Origin of the sequence: Odoribacter sp. Z80, from assembly GCF_009935865.1 — a bacterium.
In the GTDB taxonomy this organism is placed as follows: Bacteria; Bacteroidota; Bacteroidia; order Bacteroidales; family Marinifilaceae; genus Odoribacter.
This window is the reverse complement of record NZ_QWEL01000011.1, coordinates 31426-52483: the sequence shown is the minus strand read 5'-3', so window position 1 is coordinate 52483 and position 21058 is coordinate 31426. Positions and strand designations below refer to the sequence as shown.

14 protein-coding genes are annotated in these 21058 nt (G+C 44.9%); all 14 read left to right on the top strand.

Features of this window, described 5'->3' with window-relative positions; all coding sequences use genetic code 11:
- The first annotated feature begins 2 nt into the window (after positions 1 to 2).
- The gene (locus tag D1136_RS08570) at positions 3 to 1529 is read left to right on the top strand and encodes a RagB/SusD family nutrient uptake outer membrane protein (RefSeq protein ID WP_161877219.1); all 1527 of its coding nucleotides are present in this window, start codon (positions 3 to 5) and stop codon (positions 1527 to 1529) included.
- A gap of 17 nt (positions 1530 to 1546) precedes the next feature.
- On the top strand, positions 1547 to 3466 hold the full coding sequence (locus tag D1136_RS08565) for a sialidase family protein (RefSeq protein ID WP_161877218.1): 1920 nt from the start codon (positions 1547 to 1549) through the stop codon (positions 3464 to 3466).
- Between the two features lie 24 nt (positions 3467 to 3490).
- A complete protein-coding gene (locus tag D1136_RS08560; protein ID WP_161877217.1) occupies positions 3491 to 5131 on the top strand; it encodes a Calx-beta domain-containing protein in 1641 nt (546 codons plus the stop codon).
- A 14-nt stretch (positions 5132 to 5145) separates the two neighbouring features.
- Complete coding sequence (locus tag D1136_RS08555; protein ID WP_161877216.1) at positions 5146 to 7956, top strand: subtilase family N-terminal domain-containing protein; 2811 nt, start codon at positions 5146 to 5148, stop codon at positions 7954 to 7956.
- Positions 7957 to 7967: 11 nt separating this feature from the next.
- The gene (locus D1136_RS08550; RefSeq protein ID WP_161877215.1) at positions 7968 to 8942 is read left to right on the top strand and encodes a PorV/PorQ family protein; all 975 of its coding nucleotides are present in this window, start codon (positions 7968 to 7970) and stop codon (positions 8940 to 8942) included.
- 9 nt (positions 8943 to 8951) lie between these two features.
- Positions 8952 to 10850, top strand: a complete 1899-nt coding sequence (locus D1136_RS08545) for a discoidin domain-containing protein (protein WP_161877214.1) — start codon at positions 8952 to 8954, stop codon at positions 10848 to 10850.
- 38 nt (positions 10851 to 10888) lie between these two features.
- Complete coding sequence (locus D1136_RS08540; protein ID WP_161877213.1) at positions 10889 to 12790, top strand: Calx-beta domain-containing protein; 1902 nt, start codon at positions 10889 to 10891, stop codon at positions 12788 to 12790.
- 192 nt (positions 12791 to 12982) lie between these two features.
- Positions 12983 to 14926, top strand: a complete 1944-nt coding sequence (gene abc-f, locus D1136_RS08535) for a ribosomal protection-like ABC-F family protein (RefSeq protein WP_161877212.1) — start codon at positions 12983 to 12985, stop codon at positions 14924 to 14926.
- A gap of 20 nt (positions 14927 to 14946) precedes the next feature.
- Complete coding sequence (gene rlmB, locus D1136_RS08530) at positions 14947 to 15696, top strand: 23S rRNA (guanosine(2251)-2'-O)-methyltransferase RlmB (RefSeq protein WP_161877211.1); 750 nt, start codon at positions 14947 to 14949, stop codon at positions 15694 to 15696.
- Positions 15697 to 15776: 80 nt separating this feature from the next.
- The gene (locus tag D1136_RS08525; RefSeq protein WP_161877210.1) at positions 15777 to 16436 is read left to right on the top strand and encodes an aspartate kinase; all 660 of its coding nucleotides are present in this window, start codon (positions 15777 to 15779) and stop codon (positions 16434 to 16436) included.
- A gap of 44 nt (positions 16437 to 16480) precedes the next feature.
- A complete protein-coding gene (gene ffh, locus D1136_RS08520; RefSeq protein WP_161877209.1) occupies positions 16481 to 17806 on the top strand; it encodes a signal recognition particle protein in 1326 nt (441 codons plus the stop codon).
- Between the two features lie 36 nt (positions 17807 to 17842).
- The gene (gene folD / locus D1136_RS08515; protein WP_161877208.1) at positions 17843 to 18715 is read left to right on the top strand and encodes a bifunctional methylenetetrahydrofolate dehydrogenase/methenyltetrahydrofolate cyclohydrolase FolD; all 873 of its coding nucleotides are present in this window, start codon (positions 17843 to 17845) and stop codon (positions 18713 to 18715) included.
- 43 nt (positions 18716 to 18758) lie between these two features.
- On the top strand, positions 18759 to 19988 hold the full coding sequence (locus D1136_RS08510; protein ID WP_161877207.1) for a nucleoside recognition domain-containing protein: 1230 nt from the start codon (positions 18759 to 18761) through the stop codon (positions 19986 to 19988).
- Positions 19988 to 21037, top strand: coding sequence for a tRNA 2-thiouridine(34) synthase MnmA (gene mnmA, locus D1136_RS08505; RefSeq protein WP_161877206.1), 1050 nt, complete (start codon positions 19988 to 19990; stop codon positions 21035 to 21037). The genes D1136_RS08510 and mnmA overlap by 1 nt, the downstream gene beginning before the upstream one ends.
- Positions 21038 to 21058: the final 21 nt, after the last annotated feature.

Genomic DNA, 21058 nt, shown 5'->3' with positions numbered 1-21058 from the left:
TAATGAGATATATCAAATGGAAATTGCCAGTGGTTGCATGTTGTGTTATGCTGACGGCTTGTGGTGATTTCTTTGACGTGGATCCGATAGATGGAGCTTCGCCAGATGATTTTTACACTAATAACAGTGAGTTAAACTCCGTAGCATACGGTATGTATGCTCCATTGTCTCCGGAAGTGCATAAATTATTTTTGTGGGGGTCGGCCCGTGCAGACCTGGTAACGGAGGGGGAGACCAAGGATGTTTACGTGAGTGAATTTATAAATAATACGGTTTCTACATTGAATCCTTATACTGATTATGGATTTCTTTATAAATCCATCGCCCGGTGTAATCACCAATTGAAGAATCTGCCGAGGATGCAACCGAATGGGGATAAAGTGACAGCTACCCGTTTAAAAATATTTTACGGGGAAGCTTATTTCCTGAGGGCGTGGTGTTATTTCCAACTGGTACGTACTTTCGGGCAGGTTCCTTTGGTATTGGAAGAAGTGGCTGATGACGTTACTTTCGAGGATGAAAAGGGTAACATTGTGAAGATGAATACCATTACCATGACTGATGAAGAGTTACGGGCTGTTGTGTTACAGCCGGCTCAGGAACAGGAGGTCTGGAAAGCGATTATGAGTGATTTGGCCAAGGCGAGGGTGTTGATCAACGGAACCTCATATGCTTTAGGGTTTGCTCCTCCTGCAGAGGAACCTTTGATTCGGGCGAGCTGGATTGGAGCTTATGCTTTATCTGCTGAGGTGGCTTTATGGAACGGATTGTATCAGGAAGCTTCTGCTTATGCTGAGTTTTTTATCAAACAGGGCAAATTGGGAGCAGCATCTACCTGGCCGCAACAATATACGACTACGGCGGCGGCTTCTGCCACGACTTATAATTCTTTTGGATTTATGTATGTTTTTGAACAAGGGTTCCGTACCCAGCGGTTACAAGAATTTACTTCTCCGATAGAAGCGGATGGTGGAAGATACTTAGTTAAACCTAAAATGACGGTTTGTAGCCAATTGTTTAATGAGCCTTTGGATATTCGTTCAAAGGTGAGCTACATGCGTGTCAACCGGAAAGATGTAATCTGGAAGTATATCGGTTTGGATGAAGAAGGCAAATCTATGCGCAAGCCGTATGAAAGTATTGCGAACTGGTATATTCTTAAGCATGCCGATGTATACCTGATCCGGGGAATTGCTGAAAATGAGCTGGGAAATACGGGAGCGGCTTTGGAAATGTTGAATGTAGTCAGAGTGGCCCGTGGCTTGCAAAAATACAAACGGGATGATATCGCTCTTGATAAAGCGAACATGAAAGAGCAGCTTTTTAAAGAAAAAGCGCGTGAAGATGCTTTTGAAGGCAAGAGATGGTATGACCTTTTACTTCGGGAAACCAGGTTGGGAGAATCCGGAATCATAGCTCGTACTGTATCTGCCAAGTATGATGATGAGAATCAGAAGAATGAGGTTTACAGCCGGTTGTCTAATCCTGCTAACTGGTACTTGCCGATAGAACCTGAACGTTGGAAATAATGTTAAGAATGAATAATATGGGAAATAGGTTAAAACTTACAATAGCCATTGGAGCAGTTTTCAGTTTGCTTTTGGCAGGCTGTTACAAGGAACAGCACTTTGATATGCCTGGAACCGGAGAGGGGATTTTTGTTACGGACGATTCGATGCCGAATCCTTTTGACGGTTCGAATGCGGTGTATCTGATCAAGGACGGTCAACCTGATTTTACAAAGATGTCTGTCATGGGATTTACTGATTTTGCGGTGGAGATGCCCGGTGTCTGGGATACCTTATCCTGGATACACGGAGTAGACCGCAACGGAAATCTTTATTTTGGAGTCCGTCAGCATTCAATTCTCGATGCTTTGGACAATACAGATAATTATGGCGGAAATCAATTGAGTTATATGTACAATGTTCTTCAGTCCCGTGTATATCTGCAGAACGGTCCGAATAAGAACTGGAAAGTTACTGTCCGGATGGCTACTGAGGTCATGGGACGTAATTCATTAAGCCATTTTTCTTTTGAAGGAGGAAAAGGTTGGAGTGACCGTTCTCTTTTCGGTTTGGATTGGTCGTCTTCTGTGTTTTATTGGGCGCGTGGAGGAGGTTTGGTGAATTCGTTGAAAGGTATCAATAATGACCCGATGCAGGAGTATGTTACTCCGTGTGAGCCTTTTGAATTGGTATTGGCTTGTGTAAATAACTTCTTTTATGTCAAGATTGATGGTAAGACGTTATGGGCCTTTACAGCAGAAGATGTTGAAGAGCAAGTCTTCCCGTTGATGTTTCATCCGTGGATAGGGGCCGCCCGTTTTTATGAATTGAGTATCGAAGGGGATTATGTGATGCAGGAGCCTGTTGGTGTACAACGGGAAAATGATTACATGACGATTCAGGCTCCGGCTTTGACGGATGTAAATGGTACTACCTTGCTGTTTGCTGAAGGACGTCATGAAGTGATGATGCAGACTTCCCGGTTGGCCTCAATCCGGTCCAATGCAACCGATATTTTAATGAAACGTTCTACTGATGGTGGAAAAAATTGGAGTGGCTGGACGGTGTTGAAAGGAGGAGACAATGGAGTTTATATGCGGCCGGAGGTAATCAATGTCGGTGATAAGATTTATTTGTTTTATACGGTGGATTTGAACGGAAAACAAGACGGAGATTACCGTATAGAATACTTGGTGTCTGAAGACGGCGGACAAAACTGGACAGAGGGAGAAGCAGTAGATGTGACCTTGAGCGGTTATACTTTATCTACTTTGTCCGGGCATGGAATTAAAACTTCCGACGGAAGATTGATTATGCCGTTACGGTGCCAGGTCGGAACCCGTGGGACTGTGGCTGCACTGTTTTCAGAGGACAACGGGGAATCCTGGACGATAGGAAATGTGGTTGGTGGATTGCGCAACAATTCAGCCAGCATCATTGAACAGGATAATCAACTGATTATGTATGTTACTCATTCTTCTTCTGGTTCTTCCCGTAAGATGGTCGTTAGTACGGACGGTGGAGCAAACTGGAGTCAACCGGTTGATGCAACCATTCCTACAGGAACCGGCGGTCAGCAAGTTGGCGGTGCGACAGTGCTCGGAGCTGACGGAACCATTTATCATTTTACTCCGACAGGAGCTGAGAAGACTTCTTCCTTTGCCGGTAGTTCCGTGAATCAGGATCCGGTTTATGGTCCGAAAAATCAGAAAAGGCTATACATCTATAAGCCGGATATAGAGCTTATGGGAAATGGAATGACTATGGCAGTATCCAGAGATGGTGGTCAGTCCTGGGAGGTGAAGGATCTGGCAGGGATAAAATGTTATGAAAATTACATTTATCCGGTTGGGGCGATGGACGCGGTTATTTCCGGAAATACAGTTATTTCGGTGACGGAAGGAGGAACTGCCGTGCCTTATGAAGGTTTACTGATTTTCAGAGAAACTGCTAACTAATGTTTATGATAAAAACAGTGTAATATGAATAAGCTATTCGGATTTTTGATATGCTGCCTGTTTCTTGGTTTGACCTGGTCGTGTGATGACGATAATGAGGATGGATTTGCTCCGGGACAGATTACAGTTTCTTTGAGCAGTAAAGAGTTTAGGACACTCGAGAATATTACTCCTTTTCAGATACCCGTTGTTTTATCGGTTCCGGCACTTAATGAGGTGACGGTAACCGGATATATTAAGTCGGAAAACAATGCAAAGGAGGGTGTGGATTATACCTTTATGTCCAAACGGATTGTTATTCCGGAAGGAAAAAGTGTAGGGTATTTTCAGGTTGACGTGAAAGATTATCCGGAATACACTCCGGACCGGGAATTTGTGTTTGAACTTTTGGAGGCCAAAGGAGCGAAGCTTTCTTCGGAATTAGATGTTTGTAAAGTGACTATCACCAGTAATGAAGGAGTTCCTTTGGTTGGATTTTCTGAAACGATGGTAACTACCAGTGAGGAACAACCTTTGTTGGAAGTTTTCGTTCGAATGGACCGGGTTTGGAATGATGAAGTTTCTTTCCATTTGCATACTCTTCCTGAGAAAAGCACAGCTGTTTACGGAGTGCATTATCGGGTAGATACGACTCAGGTATATACGATTCAGCCGGGGGATACGAGCTTGATGATTCCGGTAACTATTATTGATGACCTGGAAGAAAATGATGCCCGTTATTTTGAACTGGCATTGACCGATTGCAGGAATGCAGAGTTGTCGGAAGCCATCCGTACCATGAAAGTGACTATTCAGGATGATGAGGAACCGGTATTTGTTTGTTTCGACAGGGTTTCTGCAAATTGTCTGGAAGCTGAAGGACCGATTTGGGTGCCGGTACGTATAAAGGGTAATCCGAAAATGCCTGTAAGAGTGGTGTTAGGTGTGCGTGAGGGAACCGCCAAAGAAGGTGTTGATTTTACTTTCGGAAAAAGGGATATTATTTTCCCGGTAGGAAATAAACTGGATAGTGTCAAGATTGATTTGATAGACAATGATGTTTATGATGTAGACCGGAGTTTTCAGGTTGGGTTTGATTCCATACAGGGGGCCCTGATTGCTTCGAACGATACGTTGATGAGTTGTTTGATTGAAAATGATGATGTGAATGTAAATTCTTTGTACGATGATATGATTGGGGAGTACAATCTGGAGCTTGTTTGGGTGCCTGCTCCTGCTGTAGGAAACCCGAAGAAATTGACCACAACTGCCAGGATTTATGGCGGAGAGACTTCTGATGAGGAAGAGGAGAATTATGGCAGGGTCTTTATGGTTCGGTTCAGTGCAAGTGGACTTGCTCACGGTTCGGATATTGTGCTTCGGATAAGAATTGATGTGAATACGGGAGAAATGCAACTTTTGGCTTCGGGAGATTTATCGGGGGCTAATCTTGGCTATAATCCTCCTTACGGAAGCTGTGATTTACGGATGATGATGATGAATGATGATGATGAACTTGTGGAGGGCGAAATGGGAATGACTCATAACCGGAATTTTACCCATTTAGAATCTGAGACTGATGTTTACATTTACGGACAGCTGGTTAGCAGGACCACTTGGGAGCCTTTCAATACTTGGGACAGCAATACCAGATTCCAGAATTTAGTATTTACTAAAATCAAATAATTAAGTCACTTGTTATGAAAAAAATATTTTATCTCATCGCCTTTATTTTTGTCATCTCATCATGTCAGCAGGATGAGATAACGTGGAAGGACGATGCTAAAGGTCCGTCTGTTTCCGGAGTGGAACAGGCACAGGTGATTCCTGGTCACATTCAAATTAAGTTGAAGGCGGACGCTCCTGCTTTGCAGGTTGTGAAGACCAGAAGCGGAGCGGTTGCCACAGGAATTGAAGGAATTGATTTAACGAATCTGGATGTACGGGTAACGCGGATAGAGAGGGTGTTCCCTTATGCCGGAAAGTTTGAAGAACGTCATAAGGAAGCGGGACTTCATTTGTGGTATGATGTTTATTTTGACGAAAAAGTGCCTACCCGGAGTGCAATGGAGGCTTACGGTGATATTCCTGAAATTGAAGTCGTTTCTCCGGTACATGAAGCCCGGTTATGCGACTATCAGGTTGTGGAGGAACCGCTTGAACCTGTGCGTTCCATGTTACAGAGGTCCCGTACAAAAGCGGCCTCAGACGAGCCGATGCCTTTTAATGATCCCCGTTTAGAGGAAATGTGGCACTATCATAATACGGGCGAGAGTGTGAACGGGTTGTCGGGAGCTTTGGAAGGCGCTGATATCGGTGTTTTTGAAGCCTGGAAAACAGAAACGGGTTCGCCGGAGGTGATTGTTGCCGTGATGGACGGTGGTATTCAGTACAATCATCCTGACCTGGCAGCAAATATGTGGATTAATGAAGCGGAATTGAACGGCACAGAAGGAGTGGATGATGACGGTAACGGATATGTGGATGATATTTACGGTTGGAATTTCGTAACGGCAAAGAAAGTGGCTGCGCCGGTCGGGGATTCCATTATGGGAAATGGTGCTATTACCCAATATGTGCACGGTACTCACTGTGCCGGAACTATTTCTGCTGTCAACGGAAACGGAATAGGTATTTGTGGAATTGCCGGAGGTTCCGGAGCGGGAGATGGTGTTCGCTTAATGAGCTGTCAGATTTTCCACAATGATGCCACAACCGGTGAGAGTAAAGCCTATGCTGATCCGAATATGTATGTGTATGCGGCTGATATGGGAGCTGTGATTTCTTCCAATTCCTGGACTAGCGGGGCGTATGAAGAAGCTGCTTTTTTGAATTCGGCTATGCGTTCAGCTATAGATTATTTTATTCGGTATGCGGGTAAGGACCCCAGCACAAGAGAGCAGAATGGTCCAATGAATGGCGGTTTGGTTATTTTTGCCGCTGCAAATAGTAACAGCGATGCGAAAGAGTGGCCTGCCGCTTATTCCGAAGTAATGACAGTGGCTTCTATGGCTCATAATTTTAAGCGGGCCTCTTACTCTAATTTCGGAACCTGGATTGATATTACAGCTCCTGGTGGAGAACAGAGTTATGGCGATATTTATGCTGTGTTGAGTACTTCTGTGGATGGAACTTATGCCTGGTTGCAGGGTACTTCCATGGCTTGTCCCCACGTTAGTGGCTGTGCAGCTTTGGTTTTATCCAAATTTCAGGGAAAGGGATATACGCCGGATGAGTTGTGGGACCGCCTGATGAATGCGACTCATTCGATAGATGCTTATAATCAGAAGTTCCAGGGATTGTTAGGGGTTGGACGTATTGATGTTGGTTTGGCATTGACTCCGCCTTCGGCTGAGGTCCCGGATTCTTCCCATCTGACTGTTGTTGATGCGTATGATGATTGGGCTATTTTGGAATGGACGGTGAAGGCTGCTCCGGACGGGCCTATGAGTAAATATGTTATTAGTTGGAGTACTGAATCTTTGGAGGCACCTGCCTTGACGGAAGCAAATGTATCGACGAAAACGGTGAATGTGCGGTATGTTCCTGCCGGAACAGTTGTTCGGGACACTATTACCGGACTGGAGTTGGGACAGACCTATTATTTCAGTCTGAAAGCTTATGACCGTTGGGGGGGAGAGAGTAAAGCTGCCCCGCAGGTAAGTAAGACGGTGACTGAAAATCAGGTACCGGTATTGACTCCGGGCTGGAATGGAACGGTAATTGTAAACGAAGGGACAGAACGGACAGTCAGTCTGAAGGTTGATGATCCGGAAAGGCAGAAAATCATTTGTAAAGTAGAACCTGCTTTGAATTGGATTGAAGCGGAAAATGTCGGCGATACAGTAGTGAATTTTACGGTTAGACCGGATTATCTGGTAGCCGGAGCTTATGGGCTGCAAATTACAGTGGCAGACCAGTATGGTAAATCTGCTTCTGTCCATATGCCGGTTGAAATATTGTATAAGGAAGTTGCCCCCAGGATTATCCGGCCGTTTGAGAGAATGGAACTGGCTAAAAACGGAAGACGTACTACTTTGAATATGACCGAATATTTTTCAGATCCTAAAGGACGTACTTTGATTTATGAGGTGGAAAACAGTTCGGATGCGGTGGCTACTGTTCAGCGGTATGGGGATAATCTGACGATAGAGCCGAAAATTGTCGGACAAACTCAGATTTTAGTAAGAGCGAAGAACGAAGTCGGCTTATCTGTGAGTCAGCGTTTCACGGTTGAGGTAATCCTGGCGGATGACAGTGAGCTGGAAAAGGCTTTGAGTGTTTATCCGAATCCGGTGAAAAAGGATTTGCATATTACTTTGCAGCCTTCTGTGAGAGGTGAGGTTACCCTGAGACTTTACAATGCTGTGGGTCGTATGATGAAATTAGAGAAAGTCACTATCGGAGATGCGGGTTACACGTTGGATATGGGCGGTATGCAGGCCGGAACTTATGTGTTGGTGGTAGAAAATGCTGCAGGCTCGTGGAAGAAAAATATTATTAAGATTTAAATGCATATACGATGAACTGTAAAATTACCTTAATTCCGCTATTCGGAATATTGCTTGCAGCCGCAAGTGTAAAAGGTCAGAGTGCAGCTTTTCTGGAGATAGCCCCGGATGCGCGGGCTACGGCTTTGGGAGAAGCAGGAACAGCACTCTCGCCCGATGCCTGGTCGGTATATTGGAACGTAGCAAAAGCTGTTGCTGCAGAATCGGAAGTGGAAGTTGCTTATAGTTTTAGTCCTTGGATGAAAGATTTCCGTTCCGAGAGCCGTTTACACCGGGTAGGTGGTTTCTGGCGTTTGTCTGAAAAGGATGCAATCGTGGCAGGTTTTCGCCATTTTGCGAATGGAGTGTTTGAGCTGGCGAATGAGAATGGAGGATATGCCGGAGAAGTAAATCCCCGTGAATATGCTTTAGAGGTAGGATATGCACGCAGTCTGTTTAAAGGGTTTTCTGCCGGAGCGACTGTCCGTTATATCCGTTCGGATATGGGGTCCCTGCAAGGGGCTGACCCTGCCAATGCCGTGGCTTTTGACTTGGGTGTATATTACCGGACTCACGTTGCTTTGTTGGCAGAACAGTCGGAATTGTCTTTTGGTGTGACAATGTCGGATTTGGGAACACGTATTAAATACGACAAGTCAGAGTACGCATTACCCACTCGTCTGGCTGCCGGAGCTGCTTTAACTTTACCTTTGGCCGAGCATCATTCGCTGATGTGTGCGGCGAATGCTGCATACCGGGTTACTCCTTCCGATGACCGGGTGTGTAGCGGGGGTGTGGGTGTAGAGTACGGATTGTATAAAATTGGTTTCCTTCGGGCCGGTTATCGTTGGAATGACATTGAAAAGAATGTCGGAGGCGATTATGTCAGTCTCGGAGTTGGAGTGAAATACTGGCATTTGTTTGCTGATGCATCCTGGCGGTTGGCAACAGAGGATTATGATCCGCTTGACAAAACGTTTACGTTTTCTGTAGGCGTTAATTTTTAACCTTAAAGAATGAAAACGATGAGGTATATCAGTTTAATTATAGGATGTATCCTGGCGCTTACCTCCTGTAACGAGGTGAAAGTTTCCGGAAACGGAGACGGAGCAAGTGTTTTAACGGCAGGATTCCGGGATACGGTCGTGACTGTTTTTGAAAATATCGGTACAGATACATTGTATGTGGATTTTTCCCAGGTTTTGCAGGAGGAGACTCCTGTTGTCCTGAGTGTTGTGGAGGAAGAGAATATGCAGGAGGGGAAAGATTATTTCTTGCCTGTTCAGGAGTTAACGGTTGCTGCCGGAGAAAAAAGTGCAGCGTTCTGTTATGCTTTGGTGGATGATAATGTATCCAATGATACCCGCAGTTTTTCTGTAAGACTGGTTTCGGTGAATGGAGGTGTGGTGGATGCACAGGCTTCAAAGGTCCGGGTAAAAGTGCTGGACGACGAGAGTGATGTGGCCGTCGGATTTAAAAATACAGAAGTGAAGGTGGCAGAACGTGAGCCCGGTAGTACTGCAAGTACTTATTTCTGCCAGATTCCGGTAGAAATTTACGGCAATATGCATAAACCTGTTCAATTTGAGGTTGTGGTACTGCCTGCTGAGGGATCTAACGCTGCGGAAGAAAACGTACATTTTCGTGTACCGGAATCTGTTTTCGTTGTTAATGATGCTTCGGAATCCGTGATTGTACCGGTGGAAATTATAGATGATGATCTGGTGAATGCAGACCGGGTTTTCGTTCTGGATATTGTTAATGTAGTTGGTGCGGAAGTATATACAGAACAGAAACGTTGCATTGTGACGATTGAAAATAATGATATGGGTATTTATTTCGGAGAGGCCCGGGTAGAAGCTTATGAGGATGCCGGAAAGGTAAAGGTTCCGGTAAAATTGACTCCGGGTGCTGCCGATACCGATATCGCCTTTGTACTTTCCGTTACCGGTCTGGAAGAAGGTGTTGATTATGACCTTACAAAAGAATGGACAATACCGGCCGGTCAGGAAGGAATTGATGTAGAGATGGAATTGCTCCATAAGGCAGGGATTGAGCCAGACCGTATGCTGACTCTGGGATTTGCCAGTGTCGGGGATAATGTGATGGTTTTTGAAGAACAACCGACTTGTGAGGTGAATATTTTGGATGTGGATACGGAACTGGATTTTAAATATGCCGAATATGGTATTAAAGATTCAAGAGGAAATATAGAAGTTCCTGTTGTATTGAATGGGGAAGCGTTGGCCCATGACGTGTCTTTCACTGTAAATCTGAATTTGCCGGAGGGTGTAGAGGCTACTGCAGATGAGTCTTTGATTATTCCGGCCGGAGAGACTTCTGCTACTGTTTTGGTCAAAGTGAGTAGGATGGGAGCTTCTCATTTTACAATGGAGATTCAAAATGTACAGGGAGCGACGGCAAGTGGTCGTACGGGACAAATCAGTCAGTTCGGTGATATATCTGCTTCTCAGGGACTGACGGTGGAAGAATATTCTTCCCAGGCAGAAAATGAAGCTGCTCCAAACGGATTTGCAACCGCGGCTGTGGACGGGGATCCTAATACTTTCTGGCACTCCAGATGGGCTGAGCCTTCTGCGGTATTGCCTCAGTATATTATAGTAAAAGTTCCGGATAATATCCATGTGGGAGGAGTAGATGTAATCAGACGTATTGCTGCTTCCAATAGTGATAATAAATTGGCTGAAGTCTTTTTAAGCGAGGATAAGTCAAGTTGGGATCTGCAAGGAGTTTTGGAATGGGAGAAGGCGAAGAGTGTTGATATAACTGAGCATTTGCGGCATATGGATTTCAATCATCTGCAGAAGGGGGGGTATATCAAAATCAATGTTACGGATGGATTCCGTAATAATGCTCAGATAGGCGAGGTGATTATTTATGGATATGCTGAATAAAGGTTGTCTAAATTATTATTTACTAAATACTGAATACAATGAAAATTTGGAAATTAATATCGTTACTCCTGTTGACCGCTTTCGTTGGTGCATGTGATGATGATGAAAAATGGTCGGATAATGAAAACGGAGGGAATGCGGGAGGTTCTGAAACGAATGTGGAAGCACGTTTCGGCTATGAAGCAAAAACCGTTTTAAAGAATGCAGGTCAGGTGTTGGTTCCTGTAAAATTGGCTAAACCTGTGAGCAATGCTGTGAAAGTAACTGTGGCGGCAGAGAAAGGTTCAGGAGACACAGATGCCCGTGAAGGTATCGACTTCAATCTTCCGGAAAAAGTGGTGACTATTCCGGCTGGCGATACGGTTGCTCATTTAACAGTCGATTTGCTGGATAATGGCAAAACGGATAATGAACGGGTGGTTAAATTGAATATGACGGGAGTATATGGCGGAAAACTGGGAACTCCTCATTCTGCTTCATTGCATATTGTTTCAAATGCTTTTGTAGAATTTGGAAAAGCAAAATGGGAAACCTGGGAAAGTGCCAATGTGGAAACGAGTAGTGAAGAGGTTCGGAATAGCCGTTTTATCCCTTTGACGATTACCGGTGAAATTACAGAACCGGCAACCATTGTTTTTGAAGTAACGGATAGCAGTGCGATTGAACCGACTCATTTCTCTGTGGAAAAAGAATTGGTTGTAACTCCCGGAACCACTACGGTAAATGTGGAAATCAAACCGGTAGATGATCTTGAAGTAAATGATGACCGTATTTTCATTTTGAAAATAAAGGAAATCAGGGGGGGGAATCTTGAAATCGGAAAAAACAATATTTGTGAGGTAAAAATTATCAGCGAAGAAGTTTTTCGTTCTGTTGCTTTTGGGATAACGTCCCTTTCGCTAAAGGATGTAGAAAAAGAAATTTCACTCCCTATTCTTCTGGATAAGCCTTGTGTAAATAATGTTGAAGTAACAGTGGGTGTTGCTGCAACCTCTACTGCCATTGAAGGTGAGGATTATATTTTGGAAACTGAAACGGTTGTTATTGGCAATACTCAAAAAGGAGAAATTAAAGTAAGAATTTTGGGAGATAAAATTGAGAATGCAGATAGGACGCTTGTACTCGAATTGAAAAACGCAACGGAAAATGTGTCTTTGTCTCAGACTGCAGGAATGTGTACAATTGATATCATTAATAACGATTGGGAGGTTCGTTTGAGTCAAAAAGAGTTTGTTGTAGAGGAAGACATGGGAAAATATGCGTTAAAAGCTTCTTTTACTCCGGTGGATAGAGAGAGGGTCTTAAACTTAGAGTATGAATCCAATAATGTGAATTATTTTCCGATTGATTACCCTTCCGTGGTTAAAATACCTGCTAATCAGGAAGAAATTGAGATAGATATTACTGTGGGGTATTCTTTGGATTATCCTGCTGAAAATCCGCAATTAAAGGTTAAATTTGTTGCATGTGATGATTCTGATTATGAAACGCCAGTAATTGCTACAATTACGGCAGAACCTTGTTTATTTAGAAGATTGACTGGAGTGTGGAATACTGCTGGTTCTGGAGATCTTCCAGCTACAATGACTTTAGGTATTTTAGAATGGAAGAAAGAGTTGTCTGTTAAATTTACGCATCAAGGCTTTGAAAATACCTTAAAGTTTGAGTGGAATAAGGATACCGAGGAATTGTTTTTTGTAGTTGGAAATTTTACGTATGGTTCACGTTTAAATTTTGGTGGAGAGCTTGGGGAGAATTGGATACGTGCAGAGCATGGTTCGCAATGGGGGAATATTTCAGATAATGTGAAAATGTCGTGGACAGAGAAGGAGATTAACGTTGGGCAAATAGGTGGTTTGTTGTGGGGGCCGAATGGTGATGTCAGGGCTGGTGGAACTGCTTGGTGGCTAATGAACAATGTCGTTTTAAAAAGAAATTAATTTTGTTTTAATAGTATAGTTTTATTCCTGTACTAAACAAGAGAATGGGCACAATTCCAAATGTGCCCATTTTCTTTTGGATTTATTAAAGAATACTATTTTTACTCCTTTTCCAGAAAATTCGTATTTAATAAGAATGTTGGCTTATTTCGCTATCTTTGCAGCCATATTTTAACTTTCAATTTTTGGGGTATGATTTCGGTCAATGGCGTAAGTGTTGTTTTCGGAGGTTTTTATTTGTTGGATACGGTGTCTTTTCTGATCAATAAGAAGGACCGGATTGGTTTGACCGGCCGGAATGGTGCGGGAAAGTCAACGACGCTTAAGATGCTCGCGGGGTTGCAGGCTCCCTCAGAAGGGAATATTTCCATGGCTTCGGATATTCGGATTGGTTATTTGCCTCAGACAAAGGTTTATACGGACGGGAAGACAGTGCGTGAAGAAGCGAAAACTGCTTTTACGGATTTATTTGCTTTGCGTGAAGAGGTGGAGCAATTGAATATGGAATTGGCCCGAAGGGAGGATTATGATTCGCCGGCTTATCTGAAATTGCTGGATTGCATACATGAGAAGACGGAACTGCTGAATGTCCGGGGCGAAGGAAATATAGAAGCGGAAGTAGAGGTGATTCTAAAGGGATTAGGATTTAAGCAGGAGGATTTTGAACGGCATTGTGAGGAATTTAGCGGAGGGTGGCGGATGCGTATTGAGCTGGCTAAAATTTTGCTGGCACGTCCGGATGTTTTTCTGCTGGATGAGCCGACAAATCATCTGGATATAGAATCTATCTCCTGGTTGGAATCTTTTCTGCAAAGCTACCCCGGGGCGGTGGTATTGGTGTCGCATGACCGGGCTTTTCTGGACCATGTCACTACCCGTACCATAGAGATTTCGTTAGGGAAGGTATATGATTATAAGGTTCCTTATTCCCGCTTTGAGGAGCTGAGAAAGGAGCGGATGGAACAGCAAATGCGGGCTTATCAGAACCAGCAGAACCAGATTAAGGACACAGAAGATTTTATTGAGCGTTTCCGGTATAAAGCGACAAAGTCGGTGCAGGTACAGTCGCGCATCAAGCAACTGGAGAAAATAGAACGCATAGAGGTGGAAGAAGAAGATGCGGCCCGCATTACTGTTCGTTTTCAGCCGGCAGTCCGTTCGGGGGAAGTGGTGGTGACTGCCCGCAATCTGAGCAAGGCTTACGAAGAGCATGTCGTACTGAAAGATGTACAGTTGGATATCAAACGGGGTGAGAAGGTAGCGTTTGTCGGAAAAAACGGTGCGGGAAAGTCTACACTGGTGAAGATGATCATGAACCAGATACCCTATGAGGGGGAATTAAAAACAGGCCATAATGTACATATCGGATATTTTGCCCAGAATCAGGCTGATCTGTTGGACCCTGAAATGACTGTTCTGGATACGGTGGACCGTGTGGCGGAAGGGGAGATTCGTAAAAAAATCCGGGATATTCTGGGAGCTTTCCTGTTTTCCGGAGAGGAAGTGGATAAAAAGGTGAAAGTATTGTCGGGAGGAGAGCGTACCCGTTTGGCTATGGTGCGTTTGTTGCTGGAACCATATAATGTGTTGATACTGGACGAACCTACCAACCACCTGGATATGCGGACCAAGGATATTCTGAAAGAGGCGCTCCGGAAGTTTGAGGGAACGGTGATTGTGGTTTCGCACGACCGGGATTTTCTGACGGGATTAGTCGGAAAAGTATATGAATTTGCCAACCGGAATATTAGAGAATACCTTGGGGGAATAACTGATTTCTTGGAGGCGAAGAAATTGGCTTGTTTCAGGGAATATGAACAATTGCATACCATACGGAAAGCGGAGGACGGGGAGTGTGGGGGAGGGCCGGAGAAGAGTAGCCGGCTTTCGTTTGAGGAGCGGAAACAATGGAACCGTGAGATAAAAAAGGCCGGACAAAGGGTGGAAAACGCAGAGCAGGAGGTGACCCGTTTGGAAGCAGAAATGGCGGAGTTGGAAAAGCGGATGGCTGAAGGTGCAGTGGACGGGGAATTGCTGACCGGTTATGCTGAAAAACAAAAACAGATGGAAGCGGCCATGCGTGAGTGGGAAGCGGCGACGGAAGCAGAGGAAAGATTGAAAAAAGATAAGAATTAAGCAATAATAAAGCATACAAGATGGCAAAATACAAGCAGGAATGCATATTCGGTATACGGGCTGTAATCGAAGCTATTCAGCAGGAAAAAGAGATTGATAAGGTGATGCTGAGGCAAGGAAGCCGCGGAGAATTATTTCAGCAGTTATTCACTTTAATCCGCGAAAATCACATTCCTTTCCAGTATGTGCCGGAGGAAGTTTTTAAACCTTTTGCCGACCGGAATCATCAGGGAGTGCTGGCGGAGGTTTCTCCGGTGCCTTATCAGGACCTGGATGAGGTATTGGACCGGGTGGAATCCGAAGGGGGGACTCCTTTTGTGTTCATCCTGGACCGGGTGACGGATGTGCGTAATTTCGGTGCTATTGCCCGGAGTGCTGAATGTGCCGGAGTACATGCCCTGGTTATTCCGAATAAAAATTCTGCTAAAATATCGTCGGATGCGTTGAAAACTTCTGCCGGGGCACTTTACCGGGTGCCGGTTTGCCGGGTGTTAAACTTGAAGAAGGTGGTACGGGAACTGAAATTTCAGCGTGGCATGCAGGTTTTTGCTGCCACGGAAAAGGCGGAAAAGTTCTATACCGGTGCGGATCTCACCGTGCCGTTGGCTGTTGTGATGGGAGCTGAAGATAAAGGAATAGACGAGGGACTTTTGAATATTGCTACGGAATGTATCAAGATTCCCCAGAAAGGGCAGATTGAATCTTTGAATGTTTCTGCTGCAGCTGCTGTTTTGATGTTTGAAGTGGTCCGGCAAAGGGATTTGAATTAAACTAAAATTTTGTGCGGGAAAATGCTTGAAAAATATTATTTTTGTTGAGAATTAAACAGCTTATTTAAATTGTATATTCTATGGTAAGTATTTCTCATGTTGTTGAAGATATTGTAAAGCATCGCCCCTATCTGTCGGAATCTTTGGCAGCAGGTATTATTAATGTTTCGTCCCTGGCCCGCCAGTTGCAACCTGATGTGGAAAGGAAACTGAGAAAAGAGGTGAATACCGGTGCTATTGTTATGGCATTAAATCGGTTGGCACCCTATTTGCAGGTGCGGGAACAAGTGCAGTTGAATAAGTTGTTGAGTAACATGGGGGATATTATCCTTAGAAGTAATTTGTGTGATTACACTTTTAAGAATTCTCCGACTTTGCTGGATTGCCACATCGAAGTATTGAAAAATCTGGTCAAGAACGATGAAATTTTTTATACGATGGTACAGGGGGTGTTTGAGACCAATCTGGTCATTAGCGATGCCATGGAAACTTTGATTGCTGATTTTTTCAAAGATGAATTGTGTTTGTTTAAACAAGGCAGTCTTTCTTCGGTGACTTTGAAGCTGCCGAAAGGAAACAGCATGCAGCCCGGATTCTATTATACGATTATGAAAGAGTTGTCATGGGAGGGAATAAACCTCACAGAAGTAATTTCTTCTACAAACGAGTTTACGGTGGTGGTTGACAATTCTTTAATTGACAAAACGTTTGTCGTATTGAAAAATATTGGAAAACGGTAAACTGCTTTACAGATAAAAAATAACAACAATAAAAATATTGAACTATGTTTGAGAATTTATCGGAGAGACTGGAGCGTTCCTTTAAGGTATTAAAAGGACAGGGAAAGATTACGGAGCTCAATGTGGCTGAGACTTTAAAGGAAGTGAGGCGGGCATTGCTGGATGCCGACGTAAATTATAAGATTGCCAAGGATTTTACAAACCGGGTGAAAGAGAAGGCATTGGGGATGAATGTGCTTACCGCCGTGAAACCGGGTCAGATGATGGTAAAAATTGTGCATGACGAGCTGGCTGCATTGATGGGGGGGCACAATGTTGAGGTGGATGTCAAGGGAAATCCGGCTGTTATTCTGATGTCGGGATTGCAAGGTTCCGGTAAGACTACTTTTTCCGGTAAGTTTGCCAATTTGCTTAAAAATAAAAAAGGAAAGAAGCCGTTGCTGGTGGCTTGCGATGTATATCGTCCGGCGGCCATAGAGCAGTTGAAAGTGCTGGGAGAGCAAATCGGAGTTCCGGTATATAGCGATGAGGCTTCCAAAGACCCCGTCAGGATAGCGGGGGAAGCCATCAAATTTGCCAAGGCAAACGGATGTGATGTTGTCATTGTCGATACTGCCGGACGTTTGGCCATAGATGAAGAGATGATGAATGAGATTGCGGCTGTCAAGAAAGCGATAGAACCGAATGAAACTTTGTTTGTGGTGGATGCTATGACCGGACAAGATGCTGTGAATACGGCCCGGGAGTTTAATGAATGTTTGGACTTTGACGGTGTTATCCTGACGAAATTGGATGGAGATACCCGGGGCGGAGCGGCTTTGTCTATTCGTACTGTAGTCAATAAACCGATCAAATATGTCGGTACAGGAGAGAAGTTAGAGGCTTTGGATGCTTTCCATCCGGAACGTATGGCCGACCGTATACTGGGCATGGGGGATATTGTTTCTTTAGTGGAAAAAGCCCAGGAACAGTTTGATGCGGAAGAAGCCAGAAAATTACAGAAGAAAATTTCCCGCAATCAGTTTAATTTTAATGATTTTCTGAGTCAGATTCAGCAAATCAAAAAAATGGGAAATATCAAGGATTTGGCTTCTATGATACCTGGGGTGGGCAAGGCTTTGAAAGACGTGGATATAGATGATGACGCGTTTAAGGGAGTGGAAGCCATTATTTATTCGATGACGCCGAAGGAAAGGGAGAATCCGGATATTATTAACGGTTCCCGCCGCAAGAGGATTGCTGACGGCAGCGGTACTACCGTACAGGAAGTGAACCGGTTGCTGAAACAGTTTGAAGAATCGAAGAAAATGATGAAGATGTTGTCGGGAGGCGGAAAAATGATGCGGAGAATGCCGGGAATGAGGCGTTGACAACGGGTGAAAACGATATGATAAATTTTTAATTTCATGGAATTAATAGACGGGAAAAAAGTGGCTGCTCAGGTGAAGCAGGAGTTGGCCGATGAAGTTGGCCGCATGAAAGCTGCCGGTTGTAAAGTGCCTCATTTGGTTGCCGTTCTGGTGGGAAATGATCCGGCAAGTGAGACTTATGTAGCCAGCAAGGTGAAGGCTTGCCGGGAAGTGGGTTTCAAAAGTACCGAATTGCGGTATTCTGCTGATATGACAGAAGCACAATTGCTGGAAGTAGTGGATAAGCTGAACCGGGATGCCGATGTAGACGGCTATATTGTTCAGCTTCCTCTTCCTGGTCATATTTCAGAGCAAAAGATATTGTCGGCGATAGACCCGAAAAAGGATGTAGATGGTTTTCATCCCTGCAATGTGGGGAAGATGGTGACGGGGCTTCCGGCTTATTTACCTGCCACGCCGGCCGGAATCGTGGAATTGCTGAGACGCTACAGGATTCCCACTCGTGGAAAACATTGCGTAGTCATTGGCCGCAGTAATATTGTGGGTACTCCAATGGCTGTTTTGATGTCGAGGAAAGACGAGTATGCAGATTGTACGGTTACGCTTTGCCATAGCCGGACACAGCACATTGAAAATTATACTTTACAGGCGGATATTCTGATTGTTGCGCTGGGGAAACCTCATTTTGTAACGGCGGATATGGTAAAAGAAGGGGCTGTCGTAGTGGATGTCGGCATCCATCGGGTGGCGTCGGATAAAACGAAATCGGGCTTCCGGCTTGTGGGAGATGTGGATTTTGAACAGGTTGCGCCTAAATGTTCCTATATCACTCCAGTACCGGGTGGGGTGGGGCCTATGACTATTGTGTCGCTTTTGCAAAATACGTTAAAGGCCTGCAAGGGTCTTTAGCAGCCTTTATGGCTGGAATGGCCTATGATAAAGCAGAATCAGGATGGTTTTGAATTATATCTGGATATTTTTCTTTGCAGTTGCTTTTTTGGCGGCTGTATGCCGTTTATTATCGGGTGATACGGAAGTATTCGGGACAATTATCGGTGCTACTTTTGAGATGTCGAAAACCGGATTTGAGATTTCACTCGGCCTGACGGGCGTATTGACGTTGTGGATGGGGATTATGAAAATCGGAGAGCGGGGCGGTGCCGTTGGGGTGTTGTCCCGTTTGATCAGCCCTTTTTTCCGGCGTTTGTTTCCGGGCCTGCCCCAGGATAGTCCTGCTCATGGTTCAATTATGATGAATCTGGCAGCCAATATGTTGGGCCTGGATAATGCAGCTACTCCGATGGGATTGAAAGCCATGCAGCAGATGCAGGAGGTGAATGCCGACAAGCAGGCGGCTTCAAATGCACAGATTATGTTTCTGGTGTTGAATACCTCCGGCCTGACCATTGTTCCGGTTTCCATTATGGTTTACCGGGCCCAATTGGGGGCCGCCAATCCTACGGATATTTTTATACCGATTCTGATATCCACTTATTGTTCTACTTTAGCCGGCCTGACGACTGTTGCCCTTTATCAGCGGATCCGGCTATGGGATAAAGTCATATTGGCTTATTTGGGAGGGCTTACCGCTGTTATAGGATGTGTCATCTGGTATTTTTCTTCCTTGGATAAAGAGGCGTTAACGGTGGCTTCCAATTTGCTCAGCCATATAATTTTATTCGGTATCATGATTTCTTTTATCGGCATGGCTGCCTGGAAAAAAATCAATGTTTACGAGGCTTTTATTGATGGGGCTAAGGATGGGTTTGCGACGGCTGTCAAGATCATTCCTTATCTGATTGCTATATTAGTAGCCATTGGTGTTTTTCGGGCTTCCGGAGCGATGGAGATTGTGATGTCGGGGCTGCAACAGATGGTGGAGGCCATGGGGTTCAATGCGGATTGGGTGGATGCCTTGCCTACGGCTTTGATGAAACCTTTAAGCGGTAGCGGTGCCCGCGGGATGATGATTGATACGATGAAAACTTTCGGGGCGGATTCTTTTGCCGGCCGGCTGGCCTGTACTTTCCAGGGGGCTGCCGACACTACTTTTTATATTATTGCCGTATATTTCGGAGCTGTGGGAATTAAAAAGACGCGATATGCCGTGCCCTGCGGTTTGATTGCCGATTTAGCCGGGATGGTGACTGCTGTGGTGGTGGCTTATTTATTTTTCGGCTGATGGACAGGGGAAGCGTTGTGGTTGGAATGAGCGGAGGGGTCGATAGTTTTGTCACGGCTTTGTTGTTGAAAGAAGCGGGATATAAAGTGTATGCCGTTGTCCTGAAATTGTGGCAGGAGCCGTTTATGCCTGAAGTCAGTGCTGCATGTCGTCAATTGGATATTCCTTTTTGTGTGAAAGATGCCCGGGAATATTTCCGTAAAACGGTGATTACTGCCTTTGTAGAAGGATATTTAAGCGGTGAGACGCCCAGTCCGTGCTGTCTGTGTAACAGTGCAGTGAAATGGGAGTTGCTGCATCGGGCAGCTTTGGAGCTGGAGGTGGATAAGGTGGCTACCGGCCATTATGTGAATATTGCGGAGCGGAACGGTTATACCTACTTTTGCCGGGGAATAGATGAGAAAAAAGACCAGTCTTACTTTTTATGGGGCGTATCTCAGGATATCCTGAGGCATGCCGTAACGCCTTTGGGAAAATATACCAAGGCAGAAGTAAAAGCTTTGGCGGAGAGCCGGGGATTCCGGCAGATTGCCGAGAAAAAGGAAAGTATGGGGGTCTGTTTCCTGGCCGGCAGGGATTACAGGGATTTTATCCGTCAAAGGGAGGGTGTTGTTTCGCAAAGTGGTGGAATCTATACCCGCGAGGGGGAGAAAATCGGGGAACATGATGGGTTGCTGAATTATACTGTGGGACAGAAACGAGGCATTCCCTTATGGAGGGGACAGCAATTGTATGTTGCAGGGATGGAGCCGGAAAAGAATGTGCTTGTGGTGGATGTAAAAGACGGTTTAAACAGTTGGTCGCTGGAAATAGAGAATGCTGTCATTCCGGACCCGGACCAGTTACAGACCGGGGATGTCACCGTGAAAGTGAGGGGGCTTGGCATAAATCCGAAAGGGTATGTCCGGGTGCAGAATCTGGGCGGAAATGCCTGGAGGGTGGATTTGTCCGATCCGGCCTGGGCCGTTGCTCCCGGTCAACCGCTTGCTTTTTACAAGGGCGAGATATTGGTTGGGGGCGGGATTATCCGAAGAAAAAAATGTCTTTGATTCCGGAATTTTTCGGCAATC

Excerpts from the sequence above, each read along its gene's own strand:
- D1136_RS08570 (WP_161877219.1), top strand. The coding sequence starts at position 3 with ATGAGATATATCAAATGGAAATTGCCAGTGGTTGCATGTTGTGTTATG.
- D1136_RS08565 (WP_161877218.1), top strand. The coding sequence starts at position 1,547 with ATGGGAAATAGGTTAAAACTTACAATAGCCATTGGAGCAGTTTTCAGT.
- D1136_RS08560 (WP_161877217.1), top strand. The coding sequence starts at position 3,491 with ATGAATAAGCTATTCGGATTTTTGATATGCTGCCTGTTTCTTGGTTTG.
- D1136_RS08555 (WP_161877216.1), top strand. The coding sequence starts at position 5,146 with ATGAAAAAAATATTTTATCTCATCGCCTTTATTTTTGTCATCTCATCA.
- D1136_RS08550 (WP_161877215.1), top strand. The coding sequence starts at position 7,968 with ATGAACTGTAAAATTACCTTAATTCCGCTATTCGGAATATTGCTTGCA.
- D1136_RS08545 (WP_161877214.1), top strand. The coding sequence starts at position 8,952 with ATGAAAACGATGAGGTATATCAGTTTAATTATAGGATGTATCCTGGCG.
- D1136_RS08540 (WP_161877213.1), top strand. The coding sequence starts at position 10,889 with ATGAAAATTTGGAAATTAATATCGTTACTCCTGTTGACCGCTTTCGTT.
- abc-f (WP_161877212.1), top strand. The coding sequence starts at position 12,983 with ATGATTTCGGTCAATGGCGTAAGTGTTGTTTTCGGAGGTTTTTATTTG.
- rlmB (WP_161877211.1), top strand. The coding sequence starts at position 14,947 with ATGGCAAAATACAAGCAGGAATGCATATTCGGTATACGGGCTGTAATC.
- D1136_RS08525 (WP_161877210.1), top strand. The coding sequence starts at position 15,777 with ATGGTAAGTATTTCTCATGTTGTTGAAGATATTGTAAAGCATCGCCCC.
- ffh (WP_161877209.1), top strand. The coding sequence starts at position 16,481 with ATGTTTGAGAATTTATCGGAGAGACTGGAGCGTTCCTTTAAGGTATTA.
- folD (WP_161877208.1), top strand. The coding sequence starts at position 17,843 with ATGGAATTAATAGACGGGAAAAAAGTGGCTGCTCAGGTGAAGCAGGAG.
- D1136_RS08510 (WP_161877207.1), top strand. The coding sequence starts at position 18,759 with ATGGTTTTGAATTATATCTGGATATTTTTCTTTGCAGTTGCTTTTTTG.
- mnmA (WP_161877206.1), top strand. The coding sequence starts at position 19,988 with ATGGACAGGGGAAGCGTTGTGGTTGGAATGAGCGGAGGGGTCGATAGT.